Raw genomic sequence first — 17,726 nt, 5'->3', positions numbered from 1 at the left:
AACGAAAAAGGCGCGCCCCCGAGGGGCGCGCCGTCCCGCAGCCCACCGAGGGAACGGAGAGGGCCGCGTGGATCGTGCGGGATTACTGGCCGCTGTCGCCTTCGGTCACGCCGAGTGCCACGAAGCGCGGGTTGCCGTCGCGCCGCACCAGAAGCAGCAGCGATGTGCGACCGGCCTCGCGGGCCTCCTCGATGCTGGTTTCGAGATCCGCGATCGTCTGAACCTCGCTCTGGCCGGCCTCCGAGATCACGTCGCCCTCGCGCAGGCCCTTTTCGTAGGCCTCGGCGCTTTCGTCGACGGAGAGCACCGCGAGGCCTTTCACGTCCTCGCCCAGCGACAGCTCCTCGCGCAACTCGGAACTGAGCGGCGACAGCGTCAGGCCGAGCACTTCGGACTGCGCCGGCTCTTCGGGCGCGTCCTCGCCGGGCATGTCCTGTGCCGCGGCCATGTCGGCCTGCTCGCGGCGGCCCAGCGTCACGCGGAAGGTCTCGGTCTGGCCATCACGGTTCACCATGACGCGCACGGTCTTGCCGACCGAGGTGTTGCCGACCTGGCGAACGAGCCCGCGCGTGTCCTCGACCTCGACGCCGTCGAAGCTGACGATCACGTCGCCGGATTCGATGCCCGCCTCGGATGCCGGACCTTCGGGCACGTCGGTTACCAGCGCGCCGGACGTGGACTCCAGGCCCATCGCCTCGGCCACGTCGTCGGTGACGTTCTGGATCGACACGCCCAGCCAGCCGCGGCGGGTCTCGCCGAACTCCTGCAACTGGTCGACGACGCGGGTCACCACGTTCGACGACATCGCGAAACCGATGCCGATGGACCCGCCGGTCGGCGACAGGATCGCGGTGTTCACGCCGATCACGTCGCCGTCCATGTTGAACAGCGGGCCGCCCGAGTTGCCGCGGTTGATGGCGGCGTCGGTCTGAATGTAGTCGTCGTAGCTGCCCGAGAGAGCGCGGCCCGACGCCGACACGATGCCCGCGGAGACCGAGAACCCCTGCCCCAGCGGGTTGCCCATGGCCATCACCCAGTCGCCCACGCGCATCTCGTCGCTGTCGCCGAAGTTGACGAAGGGCAGTGCCTCGTCGGCCTCGACCTTCAGCAGCGCGATGTCGGTGTCGCGGTCCGTGCCGATCACCTCGGCGGGCAACTCGCGGCCCGAAAAGAACTCGACCGTGATTTCATCCGCGGTTTCGATGACATGGTTGTTGGTGACCACGTAGCCGTCTTCCGAAATCACGAAGCCCGAACCCAGCGCAGAGGACCGGCGCATCTGCTCGTCCTCGCCCTGCGGGCCGCGGAATTCGCGGAAGAATTCCTCGAAGGGCGATCCTTCGGGAACGATGCCCTCGGGGCCGGTCTGCCGGGCCACGGTGGTGGCGGTGGTGATGTTGACCACCGAGGGGCTGATGCGCTGCGCCAGCGGCGCGAAGCTCTCGGGGGCACCCTGCGCGAAAACGTTCACGGCCTGGGCGAACACGAGCAGCGCGGACAGCGTCGCGATCCAGATCAGCTTGACCGGAGCGGCGGCAACGGCGCGCGCACGGGCGGAAGTATGAGGTTTCAAATCTCGCTCCTTGATTGGCAGGCGCACGGCTGCGGGGCGGCGCCAAGACCCGTCGTGGACACTCTGGCAACATCGCGGCTTTCCGGCAACACGTTAAACCGATGACGCCGGTCAAGCGCGCGTGAAAGGAATGCAACCTGGGAAGAGAGGGCGCGCAACCGCATGGGCAAGCGGCCGGCCAGCGATCGGGACCGGAGCTGCCGTGGCCCGATCGCGCTGCCAGCCGCTCAGAGGACCGCCCACAGGAGCATCAGTCCTGTCACGGCCGTCAGGAGGCCCAGCGTTCGGCGCGCCTCCAGAGGCATCGCGGACAATGCCTCGAGCATCCGCTCCACAAGCGAAGGGGCCAGCGCATAGGCCAGCCCCTCCACGATCAGTGCTCCGGCGAGAAGCGTCAGGATCACCTCGCCGGTCATGGTCAGTTGCCGACCACGGGCTCGTCCGGCGTCTCGGGCGCGGACTGCGCGTCATCACCGGACCCGGCGTCGTCGTCGGAGGTCGCATCCTCTTCGGGCGCCGCAGTATCCTCGGCGGACTCGTCGGTCTGCGCGTCCTCCGGGGTGCCCTGCTCACGCTGCTGGTTCGCGCGCTCCTCGATCTGACGCTCCGCCTCCTCGGCGCTGCGCTCGATCTCCTCGCGCGCGCTGTCCGGCAGGTCGGGCGAAATCTCGGATTGCGGAGCCAGCTCGCGCAGACGCTCCACGTCGGTGTCCGAGATCTCGACGGCCGAGAGGCCTTCCGCACGGATCGCCTCGAACAGCGGTCCGACGAACTCGCTGTCGGGCGAGATCACAAGGGTCGAGTTGTCCCGCTGCAGCGACCGCTCGAGCGCCGACAGCGACCGGTAGAACGAGAAGAACTCCGGGTTGTCGCCAAAAGCCTCCGCGTAGACGCGGTTGCGCTCCGCGTCGGCCTCACCGCGGATGATGTCCGCCTCGCGGGTCGCGCTCGAGGTGGTCTCGACCACGGTCCGGTCGGCGGCGGCGCGAACGCGTTGTGCCGCTTCGTTACCGCGTGCGATTTCGTCGGCGGCCTCGCGCTCGCGCTCGGCCCGCATCCGGGCGAACGTCGCGTCGAGGTTCTGCTGCGGCAAGTTGGTCTGCTTCAGCCGGACGTCGACGATCTGCAGACCGAGGCTTTCGGCCTCGGACCGCGCCTCGGCGAGGATGCGGCGCGCGAGATCGCGACGATCCTGCGACAGGATCCGGTCGGACGTCACCTGGTCCGCACCCAGCACTTCGCGGATGTCGGCGTTCAGGATCGAGCTAAGGCGATCCTCGGCCGCGCGCACGCCGCCGATGCCGACCGCCTGCCGGAACTGCACCACGTCCGCGATGCGGTAACGGGCGAAGGCGTCCACCACCAGGCGGCGGTCGTCGGCGGGCGTGACCTCGATGGTCTCGGTGTCGAGCGACAGGATGCGGTCGTCGTAGTACACGACCTCCTGGATCACCGGCACCTTGAAACCGAGGCCGGGCTCTTCGACCACCTGCTTGATCTGACCGAACTGGAGAACAAGGGCCTTCTCGCGCTCATCGACGATGAAGAGCGAAGACCACGCGACGATCACCGCGACGATGACGCCGATCACCGGGAATGCGGTCCATTTCATCAGTTCGACCCTCCCGTGGTGTTGGCCTGGTTCTGCTGGCCCTGCGATCCGGTGCTGCCGGAGTTCGAGCTGCCCGAGCGGCGGTTCAGCTCGTTGAGCGGCAGATACGGCAGGACGCCCTGCTCGCCGCCCGCGCCGGCCTCGTCGAGAACGATCTTGTCGATGTCGCCAAGCGTGCGTTCGATGGTCTCGAGGTACAGACGGCGCTGCGTCACTTCCGGCGCCTGATTGAACTCCTGCGCGACCGAGATGAAGCGCGATGCCTCACCGATGGCCTCGTTGACCTGCTGGGCGCGGTAGGCCTCGGCCTGTTCGAGGGTCTGCGCGGCTTCACCACGCGCCTCGGCGAGAACGCGGTTGGCGTAGGCGTCGGCCTGACGCTGCAGCCTGTCGCGCTCCTGCTCGGCGGCCTGCACCTCGCGGAAGGCGTCGATCACCTCGGCCGGCGGGTCCGCCGCGTCGAGGTTCACACGCACCACGTTGATGCCCGAGTCGTACTCGTTGAGCGTGTCCTGGATGTTCTGAAGCGCCGTGTCGGCGATCAGGCCACGGTCACGGTTGAGGATCGGGGCCAGGTTCGAGGCCGCGATGATCTCGCGCATGACCGACTCGGACACCGCCTGAACGGTCAGCTGCGGGTCGCGGATGTTGAACAGAAGTTTCGCCGGGTCCTGGATGTTCCAGACAACCTGGAACTCGATATCCACGATGTTGGCGTCCGTGGTCAGCATCAGGCCGTCGTCGTTCGAGCCGCCACGGCCCATGCCGACGTTCTCGGTCCGCTCGGAGGTCACGTTGACGACCTCGTAAGTGACGAGCGGCCACGGCGCGAAGTTGAGGCCCGGATTGCCGGTCGAGGAATACTCGCCCAGGAACAGCTCCACCGACTGCTCTTCGGGTCGCACGGTGTAGAAGCTGGCCAGAAGCCACGCGCCCACCAGCACCAGCGCACCGATAATCATCGTGCCGCGGGTCAGGAAAGGCCCGCCGCCGCCCGGGCCGCCGGACCCCGTGCCGTTGTTGTTGCCACGCCCGCCCATGAGGACGCGAAGGCGTTCCTGACCCTTTCGGACCAGTTCGTCGATCTCGGGGATCTGGTTGTTGTCGCCGGGCGGCTTGCGATTGCCGCCGCCTCCACCTCCGCTCGGGCGCTGCGGTCCCCCGCCTCCCGAACTGCCGCCGCCCCAGGGGCCGCCGCTGTTGCCTGCCATGAACTCTTCCCTTGATGAACTTGGTGAACTTTATCGGTTCGCTATGCGTTATAGCTGGTTGCGCCGCCGGTGAATTCAACCGCCGCGCAATGGTGTGCGCATCGTGACGATCTCTTCGGACATGGTCGGATGCACCGCGCAGGTCCGGTCGAAATCCTCTTTCGTGGCGCCCATCTTGATCGCGATGCCGGCCAGCTGGATCATTTCGCCCGCGCCCGGTGCGACGATGTGACAGCCCAGAACCTTGCGCGTTTCCTTGGACACGATGACCTTCATCAGCACGCGACCAGGGCGTCCGATGAACGCCGTCTGCATGGGTCGGAACGAGGTGCAGTAGACCTCGATCTCCTCCTGCTCGGACGCGGCCTCCTCGGTCATGCCGACAGTGCCAAGCTCGGGCTGGGTGAAGACAGCCGACGGGATCAGCTCGTGTTCGACCGGCGTGGGCTCCCCCGCGAACACGGTGCGGGCGAACGCCATGCCCTCGCGGATCGCCACCGGGGTGAGGTTCACCCGGTCGGTCACGTCGCCGATGGCGTAGATCGAAGGCACCGAGGTCTGGCTGTACTCGTCCACCTCGATCTTGCCGCCCCGACCGAGCGTGACACCCGCCTCTTCGAGGCCCATGTCATCGGTCGAGGGCTTGCGGCCCGTGGCGAAGAGCACCGCGTCGAATACATGCTCGCCGCCATTGGTCGACTTGACCCAGATCGGGCCCTTGCGGTCGACGTCCGGGTTCTCCTGCTGGACCCCTTGCGTGTGGACGGCGGAGTCGCCCGCCACCGCGCCGCCTTCCGAAACGCCGGCACCCATCTCGGCCGCACCACCATCGGCATCGGCGATCTCGCCATCCTGGGCGCAGCGCATCTCGACGATGTTCGTGCCGACGTGAAGCTCGACCCCCATCTCGTGCATGGATTCGGCGATCAGGCCGCGGGCCTCGTCATCGAAGCCGCGCAGGATTTGCGCGCCGCGGTAGTATTGCGTCACCTTCACGCCGAGACCCTTGAGAATGCAGGCGAACTCGCACGCGATGTAGCCGCCTCCGACGATCAGGATCGACTTCGGCAGGTTCTCGAGATTGAAGATGTCGTCCGACACGATGCCCAGATCGGCGTTGGGCAGGTCGGGCCGCACCGGGTGACCGCCGGTGGCGATCAGGATGTGCTTGGCCGTCACCGTCTCTCCGGTAGAGAGCTCCACGGTGTGCGGATCGCGCAGGCGTGCGCGGGCGTCGTAGGTGGTCACGTCGGACCCCGCGAGCAGCTTGCGATACACGTTCTCGAGGCGATCCAGTTCCTCGCGCAGGTTCGACGAGAAATGCGTCCAGTCGAACTCCCCGCGCCGCATCGACCAGCCGTAGTCCTGCGCCGCGTCGGCGATGTCGGCGTATTCAGAGGCGAAGACCATGAGTTTCTTCGGCACGCAGCCGCGGATCACGCAGGTGCCGCCGTAGCGGCTTTCCTCGGCGAGCGCGACGCGGGCGCCGTGTTCACCGGCCGCGACGCGCGCCGCGCGCACGCCGCCCGAACCGCCGCCGATCACGAAGAGATCGTAGTCGAAATCGCTCATGCCGGGCACCTTTTCGTCCGTCTCGAGATCATCGGGCGAAGGTATTCCACATGCATCTCGGCTTGGCCAGTCACGCCGGCGGCAGAGCCGGTGTGCGCGATGCCCGCGGGCGCCGGGCGGGACGATCCGTCGCGGCTGCGCCCGTCGCGGAGGCGCTCAGAGATCTCGGAAGAGGTTGTCGTCCTCGACGAACTCCATCCGGTCCTCGGTCACGGTGCCGGCGTTGATGTCGCGCAGCTCGATCCGGCCATCGCCATGGCCGACGATCACGCGGTCGCAGATGTCCACGAAGAGGCCGTTCTCGACCACGCCGGGCATCTGGTTGAGGATCAGCGCAAGCTGGCGCGCGTTGCCGATGCGGCCGAGATGCAGGTCGACGATGTAGTTGCCCTCGTCGGTGACGTAGGGCCGCTCGCCGTTCATGCGCAGCGTGATCTCGCGGCCCATCACGTCCATCGCCTCGAGCGTCTCGGACAGCAGCGCCTGCGTGGTCTGCCAGCCGAACGGCACCACCTCCACCGGCAGCGGGAAGGCCCCGAGATTGGCGACCTCCTTGGCGGCGTCGGCGATCACGATCATCTGGTCCGAGGCGGTTGCGACGATCTTCTCCTGCAGAAGCGCACCGCCCCCGCCCTTGATCAGGTTCAGTTCGGGGTCGAACTCGTCGGCGCCGTCGATGGTCAGGTCGAGCCACTTGGCCTCGTCGAGGCTGATGACGTCGATCCCCACGTCGCGCGCCAGCGCCGCGGTGCGCGCCGAGGTCGGCACGCCGCGGATCCGCAGGCCTTCCTCGCGGACCATCTCGCCGAGGCAGCGCACCAGCCACGCTGCGGTCGAGCCGGTGCCGAGACCCACGCGCATCCCGGATTCGACGAATTCGCTCGCGCGCTTGGCGGCCACGAACTTAGCCTTGTCGATGGGCGAAAGGTCTGCGGGCATGGGGCCTCCGGAGAAGTATCGGATGGTCGGTGCTTGGGGTCCGGGGCCTTATAGGGAATGTCCCGCGCCGGCGCGAGAGCCAATCGCGCGGGCGCTCGCGCCCCCGGATCGCGGCGCGCGTCGCGAACGGCACGCGCAAGGTCGCCTGCCCTCTTGCGCCGGTGCACCGCCCCGGCCCACGCTGCGCGGAATGCCGGGCCACGCGCCCGGCCCCGGCAGATCGCCCAGGAAGGCCCCCGAATGTTTCTCTCCGTATTCGACATGTTCAAGGTCGGCATCGGCCCGTCCTCGTCCCACACGATGGGTCCGATGGTGGCCGCCGCGCGCTTTCTCGACGCGATCCGCGCGTCGGACTACGCGCCGCGCGGCGTGAAGGGGTCGCTGCACGGCTCTCTCGCGTTCACCGGGGTCGGCCATGCCACAGACCGCGCTGTGATCCTCGGCCTCGCCGGGTTCCGGCCCGAGAGCTACGACGCCGAGGCCGCCGAAACGGCGCTGGAGCGCATCCGCGAGACGAAGAAGGTCGAGCCCGAGGGCATAGGCGCGCTGGACTTCGATCCCAAGGCGGACATCTTCTTCGACTACGACCGGGCGCTGCCGGGCCACGCCAACGCGATGATCCTCATGGCCACGGACGCGCAGGGCGACGTGATCCTGCAGGAAACCTACTACTCGGTCGGCGGCGGCTTCGTCCTGACCGAGGAGGAGCTGGCCCGCGGCAAGGACACCGACGACGGCCCCCCGGTCCCCTACCCGTTCAAGAGCGCCGCCGAGATGCTGGCGATGGCCGAGGCCTCGGGCCTTTCCATCGCGCAGATGAAGCGTGCCAACGAGTTGTCCCGGGGCACGCACGATGCGCTCGACCGGGGCGTCGCGCGCATCTGGGAGGTCATGGACGGCTGCATCGACCGGGGCCTCGAGAACGACGGCACCCTGCCCGGCGGGCTGAACGTGCGCCGCCGTGCCAAGGGCATCCACGACGCGCTTCTGGCCGAGCGCGGCACGAACCTGTCGGCGCCGCACACGATCAACGACTGGATGAGCGTCTACGCCATGGCCGTGAACGAGGAGAACGCCGCCGGCGGTCAGGTCGTGACCGCGCCCACCAACGGTGCGGCCGGCGTGGTGCCAGCGACCATCCGCTATTACCTCGACCACGTGCCCGGCGCGACGCGAAGCAAGGTGCCCGACTTCCTGCTGACCGCCGCGGCAATCGGCGGCCTCGTGAAATACAACGCCTCGATCTCCGGGGCTGAAGCCGGCTGCCAGGCCGAGGTCGGCTCGGCCTCGGCGATGGCGGCGGCGGGACTGGCCGCGGTGCTGGGCGGCACGCCCGCTCAGATCGAGAACGCCGCCGAGATCGCGCTCGAGCATCACCTCGGCATGACGTGCGACCCGGTGCGCGGCCTCGTGCAGGTGCCGTGCATCGAGCGCAACGGCCTTGGCGCGATCAAGGCGGTCTCCGCGGCCTCTCTGTCGCTGCGCGGCGACGGGGTTCACCTCGTGCCGCTCGACGCCTGCATCGAGACCATGCGGCAGGTGGGCGCGGACATGGCCGAGAAGTACAAGGAAACCTCGCTGGGCGGTCTCGCGGTGAACGTGCCGAACTGCTGAGCGCGGGCGGGGTGCGGGACGGCCGTTGATCCGGGGGCCGGCGTTCGATGCTGGCCGCGCGGATCGGGTCGGTCGGACCGCTCCGGGTCCTCGCGCGGTCAGTGCACTGCAAGCGCGCCTTTCGGGAAATGCCCCCGGGGGTTTTAGGCAATCGCAGGCCCGCGAGCGATGCGCCGCCGCGCCACGCCAAGTTGCGTTTGAATTTGGGGGGCCCATCGATCCCCCTGTGCGAGACCATGGCGTTGCCCGATCCGCGGCGCAGTCTCGCGGGTGGCACCGGACCGGGCCCGAAACGTGGACCTCAGGTATCGGCGACGGTCTCCGGCAGCCCGGCAAGCAGCGTGGCTGGGCGGGCGAGGGCCTCGGCCACCGCATCGAGCAGGTCCGCGGTGCGCGCGAGCGGCCAGTCGGCGACGCGGGCCGTGGCCACGAGATCGAGCGTCGGCTCCGCGCCATCGTCGCGGATCGCCCCGGTCACGAGTTGGAGCGACGCGCCAGCGGACAGGAGCAGATCGGCGGAGGCGAGACCGAGGAACGAGACGTCCCGGATCACGATCTCCGGTGTCGCCCCGCCCGGTGTGGCGTCGCGAAGCGTTACGAGGTCCGCCCCGTCGCCCGCCGCCGCGACAGGGCCGTCGGAGATGGCATACCCGACCGGCAGACGTTCTGCGCGGGAGACGGCGCGGGCCACGAAGACACCGGGGCCAAGCGGGCCGAATGCGTCCTCGAGCAGGCCGCGCAGGCACTCGAGACGTGCCGCGGGGACCGATCTGCGCAGGATCGCGGTGCCCTCTGCCGGGGCGGGCTGCCAGCGAGCCGTGGCAATACCGCCGTCAGACCCTTGCCTTGATTGCACGGCCCCGGCCGCGGCCTGCGCGGCTTGGTCTGGCCGTATCTTCCGGTTGCCTCCGGTGCGGGCAGCCGAATCCGGCTTGGTCACACGCTGACCGGCCTCGGAGGCCGCGCCGTCGGCCGCTAAAGGTGCCGCAATGCCGCGCGCCGCCGCTTCACGCTGGCTGCCGCTCCCACCAGTCCGGGCCGCCGAGCCTCGCGTTGCCGAAACTGCGTTCATTCCGCCCAACGCAGCGTGTGCCACGGTGTCCTCTCCGCCCGGCACGTCCGCTTCGACGATGCGGCCGCCGGGGCCGGAGCCGGTGAGGTCCGAGAGGTCGATCCCGCGCTCCCGCGCGAGGCGGCGCGCGAGCGGCGAGGCCGGGATGCGATCCCGCGCGCCGACGTCGCGGTCGGACCGCCAGTCGTGCAGATTGTCCTCCATCTTCGCTCCTCCTCGTCTCGTGGCCGCGCCGTGCGCCGCCCTCAGCGGTAGGCCACGCGCCGCGCCGCCTCGACGACCTGCGCGGCCACCGGCAACGCCGCGGCTTCAAGTCCTTCCGCGTAGGGCATGGGAACGTCCGCGCCCGTCACCCGCGCAACCGGCGCGTCGAGCCAGTCGAAGGCGGCCGCGCTCACCGTGGCGGCCACGTGGTCGCCGATGCCGCCCTGGGGCCATCCCTCCTCCACCACCACGCACCGGTGCGTGGTTCTGACGCTCTCGATCACGGTGTCGGCGTCGATGGGGCGCAGGCTGCGGAGATCGATGACCTCGGCCTCGATGCCGTCCGCCTCCAGCGCATCGGCCGCCTCCAGCACAGCGCCCATTGCGGGCCCGTATCCCACCAGAGTCACGTCCGAGCCCTGACGCCAGACCCGCGCGCGGCCGATCTCGACCACGTGGTCGTCGAGCGCCGGCACCTCGAAGCTCCGCCCGTACAGCCGCTCGTTCTCGAGGAAGATCACCGGGTTCGGGTCGCGGATCGCGGCGCGCAGGAGACCGCCAGCGTCGGAGGCCGCATAAGGGTAGACGACCTTGAGACCCGGCACGTGCGCGAACCATGCGGCGAAACACTGCGCGTGCTGTGCCCCGCCCCGGCCCATCGCACCGTTCGGACCCCGCAGGACCAGCGGGCACGTCACCGCGCCCCCGGACATGTAGTGGGTCTTGGCGGCGGAGTTGACGATCTGGTCCATGGCCTGAAGCGCGAAGGACATGTTCATCACCTCAACCACCGGCCGCATCCCGGCAAAGGCCGCGCCCACCGCCATGCCCGTGAAGCCCGCCTCGGTCACCGGCGTGTCGATCACCCGCGCCGCGCCGAAGCGCTCGCGGAGACCATGGGTGACGCGGTATGCGCCCTCATCCTTGGCGACCTCCTCACCCAGGACGAAGACGGTCTCGTCGGCGCCCATCTCGGCGGCAAGCGCGGCGCGCAGCGCTTCGCGCACGGTGAGGACATCGCGGTGCAGATCCGCCGGCCAGCCCGGCTCGAGGTGCACGCCCGCGCGCGACCGGGGCCGGTTGCGGGCCGCGGGTTTCGGCGTGGCGGGGGTGGGCGCGGACGCCGGGGCCGCCGGGGCGGGCGCCTCGAGGCCGTGCAACTCGGCGATCGGCGTGTCCACCTTCACCGCCTCCGTCCCCTCCGGCACGAGGATGCGCCCCAGCCGTCCGGCCGCCACCGCCTCGAATTCCAGCGTCGCCTTGTCGGTCTCGATCTCGGCGATGACGTCGCCTTCCTCGACGGCGTCGCCCTCGCGCACGAACCAGCGCGCAAGACGCCCTTCCTCCATCGCGGGGCTGAGCGCGGGCATCCGGATCTCGACGGTCACGACGCTGCCTCCGCGTAGACGTGCCGGTCGAGCGTCTCCACCGCTGGCTCGGAATCGCCGCGCGCGGCCTCGGCGGCGGCGTTCACCGCCTCCTTCACCTCGCGGTCGATCGCGCGCAGGCGGTCGGCATCGGCGTGGCCGGTCTCGAGCAGACGTGCGCGCAGGGTGTCGATGGGATCGCGGGTCTCGCGCACGCGGCTGGCTTCGGCCCGGGTGCGGTACTTGGCCGGGTCGGCCATGGAGTGGCCGCGGTAGCGGTAGGTCTTGGCCTCGACCGCGACCGGCCCCTTGCCCGCGCGCACCGGCAGGACGATCTCTTCGGCGAGGTCGCGCACCGCGAGGACGTCCATACCGTCGACGGTACGCACCGGCAGACCGTATGCCTTGGCCCGGTCGATCAGCTGCGGCCCCTTCGCCGCCGACAGCCCGGTTCCCGGCGGGTAGGAATTGTTCTCGATCACGAAGACGACCGGAAGCGACAAACGGGCGGCCAGGGCATAGGTCTCGGCCACCTGCCCCTGGTCGGCCGCGGCATCCCCGAAATAGATGAAGGTCGCATTGTTGGTGCCGCGCATCTTCTCGGCCAGCGCGAGGCCAGCGCCGATGGGCACCTGGGCACCGACGATGCCGTGCCCGCCCCAGAAGCGCCGCTCGGGATCGAAGACGTGCATCGATCCGCCCCGGCCCCGCGATGCGCCGGTCTCGCGCCCGAGAAGCTCGGCCATGATCGCGCGGGGGTCGAGCCCCGCGGCCAGCATGTGCCCATGGGACCGGTAGGACGTGATGCGATGATCGCCGGCGCGGGCCGCGGCCTCCATGCCCGTCACGACCGCCTCCTGCCCGATGCAGAGATGGCAGAAGCCACCGATCAGGCCCATTCCGTAAAGCTGGCCGGCCTTTTCCTCGAACCGGCGGATCAGCAGCATGTCCCGGTACAGGGCGACGCGATCCGCACCCGGATCGCCCTCGCCGCCATCGCGCGCCGCCATGGCCGCGCCCTCCCATTCGTGAAGCGGCCTCCGCGGGCCTTGCCTCCGAGATTATCCTGCGCGCAATTTTCTTTCAAGCGCGCCGGTGCGTGGCCTGCAAAGGTGCGTGTATGGTCGAACACGGTTACGCATCGCCCCCGGCGCGGGCGTCTGGAAACGGCCCCGGACGTGGTGTAGCGATCGGGGGGCGTGAGCCGCCACGGCCTCCGCCCGTTCCGATCCCCCCGCCCGAGGAGGCGCGCGCCCCCCATGATCCGCAGCTACCTGATGAACGAGGGCCGGCTCGAACGGCGCGACGCCGTGTCGGACGAAGCGCTCTGGATCGACATGATCGACCCCACCGGCGCCGAGGTGGACGCGGTCGAGCGCCTCCTAGGCTTCTCGGTGCCGGCCCGCGCCGACATGGAGGAGATCGAAGTCTCCTCGCGGCTCTACCTCGCCGACGGCGGCGCGATCATGACCGCGATCCTGCCCGCCCACACCGAAACCGACGATCCCGAGATGTCGCCGGTGAGCTTCGTCCTGGCGAAGGACCGTCTGGTGACGATCCGCTACCACGAGCCCCGGGCATTCACTACGTTCCCGGCCCGCGCCGAGCGCGAGGCGCCCACACTCGAGACCGCGGAGGGCGTGTTGATCGCGCTTCTCGAGGCGGTGGTGGACCGGCTTGCAGACATCCTCGAGCGAGCCGCACAGGAGATCGACGGACTGTCACGCCGCATCTTCCAGCGCGACGAGGCCGAAACCGACCATGAGAAGGTGCTTGGCGCGGTGGGCGCGAAGGGCGAGCTTCTCTCGAACATCCGCGACAGCCTGGTGACGCTTGACCGGCTGGCGCGATTCCTCGGCCATGTGGCCCAGGGGCGCGCGACGGCGAACGATCTTCGGGACCGGATCAAGACCCTGTCACGCGACGTGCGATCGCTGCTGGATCACGCCGGTTTCCTGTCGCAGAAGATCACGTTCCTGCTGGACGCGACGCTGGGCATGATCTCGATCGAGCAGAACGCGATCATCAAGATCTTCTCGGTGGTGGCGGTGATGTTCCTGCCGCCCACGCTGATCGCCTCGGTCTACGGGATGAACTTCCAGCATATGCCCGAGCTCGCCTGGCCCCTGGGCTACCCGATTGCGGTGGCGGCGATGGTGATATCCGCGATCCTGCCCTACTTCTACTTCAAGCGCCGCGGCTGGCTCTGATCCGGCGGAGCGGCTGCGCCGCACACGCCATGTCGTCCGACCGGCTGGCGCCGCTCGACCTCCTGCGGGCCTCCTGGCGGGCGCGGAGAGTTGGTCGGGCGTCGGTCGGTGTGGCACTGTGAGCGTCTGGGGACCTCGGCACCGTGGACGAACTACGGCGCTGCATCGCCAGCTTCGTCCGTGTTGGTGATATCGTCAGAAACCGAGAGCACGCAGCCCAATCCGACGCCGAGTTGACCCGTCGGTCCCCTGACGACGACACGAGGCACGGACCGCTCGCCCGTGCCTCGGAAAAACTGGCCTGATGCGAGGACAGCGGCGTTCGTCGCGCCGCCTCAGGCTCCGCCGTGGATGAGGTGGTCCATGCTGATCGACGGCTGCGCGCAGCCCGCCTCTCCGACGATCCGCGCCGGGACCCCGGCCACGGTCTTGCAGGGTGGCACCTCCTCGAGCACCACCGAGCCGGCCGCGACCCGCGAGCAGGCGCCGATGCGGATGTTGCCGAGCACCTTGGCCCCGGCCCCGATCAGGACGCCGTCGCCGATCTTGGGATGGCGGTCCTCCTCCTCCTTGCCGGTGCCGCCGAGGGTCACCGAGTGAAGCATGGAGACGTTGTCGCCCACGACCGCGGTCTCGCCGATGACGATGGAATGGGCGTGGTCGATCATGATGCCGCGCCCGAGCCGCGCCGCGGGGTGGATGTCGACCCCGAACACCTCCGAGCACCGCATCTGCAGGAAGTAGGACATGTCGCGCCGCCCTTCCCGCCAGAGCCAGTTCGCCACGCGGTAGGACTGCACCGCCTGGAAGCCCTTGAAAAACAGGAGCGGCTGCAGAAAACGGTGGCAGGCCGGGTCGCGCTCCCAGATGGCGACGATGTCGGCGCGGGCGGCCAACGCCAGCTCGGGATCGGCGCGGTAGGCCTCGTCGGCGATCTCGCGCAGGATTTGCTCGGACATCTCGCCCGAGGCCAGCTTCAGCGAGATCCGGTAGGCCAGCGCGCGCTCGATGGTCGGGTGGTGCAGGACGGACTGATGCACGAGCCCGCCGAGCAGCGGCTCCTCGACCACGGCTTCCTCGGCCTCGCGCATCACGCGGGCCCAGACGGGATCGAGTTCGGCGACCTTTGCGCGGGTTTCAGCCATGAGCGGCTCTCCTGTGACACGACGCGACGAGCTTATCAGATAGGTGCTCCGTTCGAAACGCAAACCCTGGAACGGGCAGCCGCGATGCCACGCACCACGCGAGCGCGCAAGACCCCGTGCCGCTCCGGATACCCTTAACGTCATCCCGGCACGGACATCCCAAGGCGCGCGAGGCGGACCCTTCGCATCCAGGCCGGCCGCCGCCACCTTCGGCCCGCCGCAAGCGCCCGTCCATCCCGGCCCCCGCATGGCATTGGCGTGCAGAAGAGACACCCTCCGGGACGCCGCCCGCACGCCAAATGCCGGCCGCAAGCGCCACGAAGCCCTGTTCTTCTCGTTTCAAGTACTCCGGGAGCACGAGTGCAGAGCCCTCGCTTTTCGGCGCGTCAGAGACATAGCGGAGCCTCCGGTCATCCCACCGGAAGGTCCAGCCGCGCCTCGGGCCCGGCCCCGAAACGCGCCGAGAGCTGGGCGACCCGCAGGGTCACCGGGCCCCCGGACAGGTCTCCGGACAGCGCCGCCGCGCCGTAATCCCAGCGCGGGCCGGACACCGTGGCCTCGCGCAGGATGGTGCCGTCCCGGATCACCCGGACGCGGTAGGCCTCGGTCTCCTCGCCGAGCGGCACCTCCGCAAGACTCCAGTCGTCGCCGTCGATCCGGGTACGGCGGACCCATGTCGCCCGCAGCCCGCCTGCCTCCGCCGCGACCCGCAGATGCGCCGGGGCGTAGGGGCGCAAGCCGATGCCGTCGAACGCCTCGACGCGATGCACGTAGGCCGGATCGTCATAGGGTCGAAGCGCCGGGCCGATGCGGTAGTGCCGCGCGATCCGGCGCGCCCCGGCGGCGAGGTCGATCTGACGCACGCGCGCGTCGAGGCGCACGACAAGGCTGCCCGCGGGCCAGATCTCGGGCATCACGCCATCGGTTCCGAAGCGCCCGCGCAGGCGGTGGGACAGACGCCAGCGGCGCGGGCCCGCCATCGTCGCGTCGCGGGCCTGAAACAGCTCCCACCCGCCGGGCGTGCCGTCACCCACGGCAAGCAGGTTGCCGCCCGACAGGAAGGCCGCGTCGGTGATGCTCGACAGCGCGCCCGAGAAGAGACGCACCTGCACCGGCGCGCCGCGATCGATCCGGCCCGAGGGCGCGGCGAAAAGCGGCGTCTCGAGGCGTCCGATCACCGCCCGCGCCGCGAAGAGTCCGTTGAGCGCGTAGTCGCCGTCCACGGGGGAGTCGTAGATCGCGACGCTCCCGGGCCAGGGCGACGCTGACAGCGCGAGATGCGGCGCGTGGGGCACCTCGTCGCCACGCATCAGCGGCAGGTCGAGGAACACCGGCATCACCGGCACGGCCGGCACGAAGGGACGCAGCGTCGCGGGCGTGTCGGGAAACGCGGCGGCCTCGTAGACGTCCGGGTCGACCCGCACCGCATCGACGATCCGGCGGTCCGTGACCTCCACGCGGTCGATGCGAAACCGGGTCGGCGCGTCCTCTCCCGGCAGGGTCACCACGTCGCCCGCGCCCAGCGGCAGCCGCGACGGCGGCAGCGCGAAGCGCGCGGAATCGCGCGCAAGCCGCGCTTCAGTGAGCCACCGTTCGGCGATCTGCCGCCCCTCCGCGCGGGTCAGCGAAAGGGCCACGTAGGTTTCGGACACGGCGTGGGTCTGCTCGTCGGGCAGGACGCTTTCCTCGGCCACGGTCTCGTGGTCCCCGTCGGCCTCGAAGAAACGCAGGCGGACGCGGCCGGCCTGCTCGGCCTCGGGGCCGCGGGTCTCGATCAGGCGCGACTCGAGGTCGTCCGACACCGCGAGGTCCGGCTCGGACAGGGCCGCGTCGCTCTCGCCGGTCCGCATCCGGAAGACCACTTGCCCGTCACGCTCGATCGCGTCGAAGCCGTAGGCCAGCATCAGCGGCTGAAGCGCCCGGCGGGCGTCGCCCACCTCGGGCACAAGGTAGCCGCGCACGAAGCCGTGCAGGCGCCGGGTGTCGATTCGGGTCAGACCCGCCCGCGCGCAGATCTCCGTGACCACCGAGGCCAGCGTCCGTGCCGAGGCGCGCCCGGTGATCCAGTGCCCGCGCCGCCAGTTGCCGCCGTCGGCCCAGAAGTGGTCGCGGGCAGGAAACCACGGATAGGGCCGTGCGTCCCAGGCCCAGACGAAGGCGCGCGACATGTCGAGCATCCGGCCCGCGTATTCGGTGGCCTCGGGGTTGTTGTCCGGGTCCGACCAGTAGCCATGCAGGGCGCGAAGATACTGGTGCTGGATCAGCTCGTCGCGGCGCCCGTCGGAATGCCGCGGCAGGAAGCTTTCGGACGATTTCGGGTCGAGAAACACGTTCGGCTGGTTGCTGCCCTTGTCCACGGCGGGGCAGCCGAGTTCGTCGACCCACGCCCCGTCGAATTGCGGGCCTCGCAGGCCCTCGGGCTCGTGCGCCGAGAATGCCATCGCCTCGGCCCCGTTCGGCCAGACAAGGCACTTGCGCGCCGCGTGCCATTTCGGGCGGCGAGCAGGCGAGGATTCCGCTTTCGCCGAAGATCATCACTTCGCGCACCTGGTCCTGGGTCTCGCCCACCAGCGCCAGCCGGCGACAGCGCCCGGGATCGAGCGGCCGCGGCCCCTCGACCACCGAGCGCACCCACTCCGCGCCGGCCCGCGTCTTGCCGGCTCCGCGTCCGCCGAGGATTACCCAGGTCCGCCAGTCTCCTCCGGGCGGCAGCTGGTGCGGCATGGCCCAGAACTCGAACAGGTGAGGAAGCGCGATCCGCGCCCCCTCGTCCATGTTGCGGAAGAACGCCTTACGACTTGCAGCAGGCGCGGATGCGATGAAGACGGCACCGGATGTCAGCCCGGGCTTTATCGAGGTCGAGTCCGTAGTCATGTGCGATCCCCGCGCGTGCCTTGTGAACCTTCTGGATTTCCGTTTCGGTCTCGCGCGCGGCTTTCAGCCAGTAGCGCACATCGCCAAGGAGCTTGCCCGCCTCCGTCGGCGAGCCGAACTCGCCCGCCTCGACCCGGGCGCGCAGATCGTGCAGCTCCGACCGGATGCCCCGCAGCGTCTCGGCGATCGCGTCGCGATCGGCCTCGAGCTCGGACATCCGGTCCTCGATCGTGATGAGACTCATGTCTTGCCTGCCTTATCTCGTGGGCGGCGCATCGCTGCGCCCGAGAAAAGGAATACGGTGAAGTCATCAAATACCGCTTGCGGCGCAGG

General features: G+C 69.6%; 13 protein-coding genes and 2 pseudogenes. 2 read left to right on the top strand and 13 right to left on the bottom strand.

Annotated features, from left to right (window positions below):
* Positions 1 to 82: 82 nt before the first annotated feature.
* The 6 genes from BMX29_RS07195 to rpiA form a co-directional block, all read right to left on the bottom strand.
* The gene (locus tag BMX29_RS07195; RefSeq protein WP_092811527.1) at positions 83 to 1,573 is read right to left on the bottom strand and encodes a DegQ family serine endoprotease; all 1,491 of its coding nucleotides are present in this window, start codon (positions 1,571 to 1,573) and stop codon (positions 83 to 85) included.
* 227 nt (positions 1,574 to 1,800) lie between these two features.
* A complete protein-coding gene (locus BMX29_RS07190; protein WP_043842229.1) occupies positions 1,801 to 1,989 on the bottom strand; it encodes a DUF2065 domain-containing protein in 189 nt (62 codons plus the stop codon).
* Between the two features lie 2 nt (positions 1,990 to 1,991).
* Positions 1,992 to 3,185: a protease modulator HflC gene (gene hflC / locus BMX29_RS07185; RefSeq protein WP_051487366.1), complete on the bottom strand. Its 1,194-nt coding sequence runs from the start codon at positions 3,183 to 3,185 to the stop codon at positions 1,992 to 1,994.
* Positions 3,185 to 4,396, bottom strand: coding sequence for an FtsH protease activity modulator HflK (hflK, locus tag BMX29_RS07180; protein WP_092811525.1), 1,212 nt, complete (start codon positions 4,394 to 4,396; stop codon positions 3,185 to 3,187). Before hflK ends, hflC begins: the two co-directional genes overlap by 1 nt.
* Positions 4,397 to 4,471: 75 nt before the next feature.
* Positions 4,472 to 5,968, bottom strand: a complete 1,497-nt coding sequence (locus BMX29_RS07175) for an FAD-dependent oxidoreductase (RefSeq protein ID WP_092811523.1) — start codon at positions 5,966 to 5,968, stop codon at positions 4,472 to 4,474.
* Between the two features lie 156 nt (positions 5,969 to 6,124).
* Positions 6,125 to 6,907: a ribose-5-phosphate isomerase RpiA gene (gene rpiA / locus BMX29_RS07170; protein ID WP_043842225.1), complete on the bottom strand. Its 783-nt coding sequence runs from the start codon at positions 6,905 to 6,907 to the stop codon at positions 6,125 to 6,127.
* 240 nt (positions 6,908 to 7,147) lie between these two features.
* Between rpiA and BMX29_RS07165 the strand changes: the two genes are divergently transcribed.
* Positions 7,148 to 8,521 carry an L-serine ammonia-lyase gene (locus BMX29_RS07165; RefSeq protein WP_092811521.1) on the top strand — a complete coding sequence of 458 codons (1,374 nt, stop codon included), beginning with the start codon at positions 7,148 to 7,150 and terminating at the stop codon, positions 8,519 to 8,521.
* A gap of 301 nt (positions 8,522 to 8,822) precedes the next feature.
* Here BMX29_RS07165 and BMX29_RS19870 read toward each other — a convergent pair whose 3' ends face one another.
* From BMX29_RS19870 to pdhA, 3 genes are read right to left on the bottom strand one after another with little or no spacing between them, the layout of a single operon-like run.
* The gene (locus BMX29_RS19870) at positions 8,823 to 9,797 is read right to left on the bottom strand and encodes an E3 binding domain-containing protein (RefSeq protein ID WP_092811519.1); all 975 of its coding nucleotides are present in this window, start codon (positions 9,795 to 9,797) and stop codon (positions 8,823 to 8,825) included.
* 41 nt (positions 9,798 to 9,838) lie between these two features.
* On the bottom strand, positions 9,839 to 11,185 hold the full coding sequence (locus BMX29_RS07155) for a pyruvate dehydrogenase complex E1 component subunit beta (protein WP_092811517.1): 1,347 nt from the start codon (positions 11,183 to 11,185) through the stop codon (positions 9,839 to 9,841).
* Positions 11,182 to 12,174, bottom strand: a complete 993-nt coding sequence (pdhA, locus tag BMX29_RS07150) for a pyruvate dehydrogenase (acetyl-transferring) E1 component subunit alpha (RefSeq protein ID WP_092811515.1) — start codon at positions 12,172 to 12,174, stop codon at positions 11,182 to 11,184. The genes BMX29_RS07155 and pdhA overlap by 4 nt, the downstream gene beginning before the upstream one ends.
* A gap of 249 nt (positions 12,175 to 12,423) precedes the next feature.
* On the opposite strand from pdhA, the gene corA reads away from it, so the two are divergent.
* Positions 12,424 to 13,374, top strand: a complete 951-nt coding sequence (gene corA, locus BMX29_RS07145) for a magnesium/cobalt transporter CorA (RefSeq protein ID WP_092811513.1) — start codon at positions 12,424 to 12,426, stop codon at positions 13,372 to 13,374.
* A gap of 335 nt (positions 13,375 to 13,709) precedes the next feature.
* On the opposite strand, the gene cysE is transcribed toward corA, so the two are convergent.
* The 4 genes and pseudogenes from cysE to BMX29_RS07130 all read right to left on the bottom strand — a co-directional run bounded on the left by cysE (position 13,710) and on the right by BMX29_RS07130 (position 17,637).
* Positions 13,710 to 14,519, bottom strand: a complete 810-nt coding sequence (gene cysE / locus BMX29_RS07140; RefSeq protein WP_043842215.1) for a serine O-acetyltransferase — start codon at positions 14,517 to 14,519, stop codon at positions 13,710 to 13,712.
* Positions 14,520 to 14,929: 410 nt separating this feature from the next.
* A pseudogene (locus BMX29_RS19410) lies at positions 14,930 to 16,894 on the bottom strand (phage tail protein); the annotation flags it as partial.
* Positions 16,889 to 17,393, bottom strand: a pseudogene (locus BMX29_RS19565) (terminase large subunit domain-containing protein); the annotation flags it as partial. The pseudogenes BMX29_RS19565 and BMX29_RS19410, both read right to left, overlap by 6 nt.
* Positions 17,311 to 17,637 carry a hypothetical protein gene (locus BMX29_RS07130; RefSeq protein WP_092811511.1) on the bottom strand — a complete coding sequence of 109 codons (327 nt, stop codon included), beginning with the start codon at positions 17,635 to 17,637 and terminating at the stop codon, positions 17,311 to 17,313. The pseudogene BMX29_RS19565 and the gene BMX29_RS07130, both read right to left, overlap by 83 nt.
* Between the last annotated feature and the right edge of the window lie 89 nt (positions 17,638 to 17,726).

The sequence above is a fragment of the Roseivivax marinus genome (genome assembly GCF_900109705.1).
Taxonomy (GTDB): domain Bacteria; phylum Pseudomonadota; class Alphaproteobacteria; order Rhodobacterales; family Rhodobacteraceae; genus Roseivivax; species Roseivivax marinus.
The sequence above is the reverse complement of the archived record's forward strand: the minus strand, read 5'-3'. Positions and strand labels throughout refer to the sequence as shown.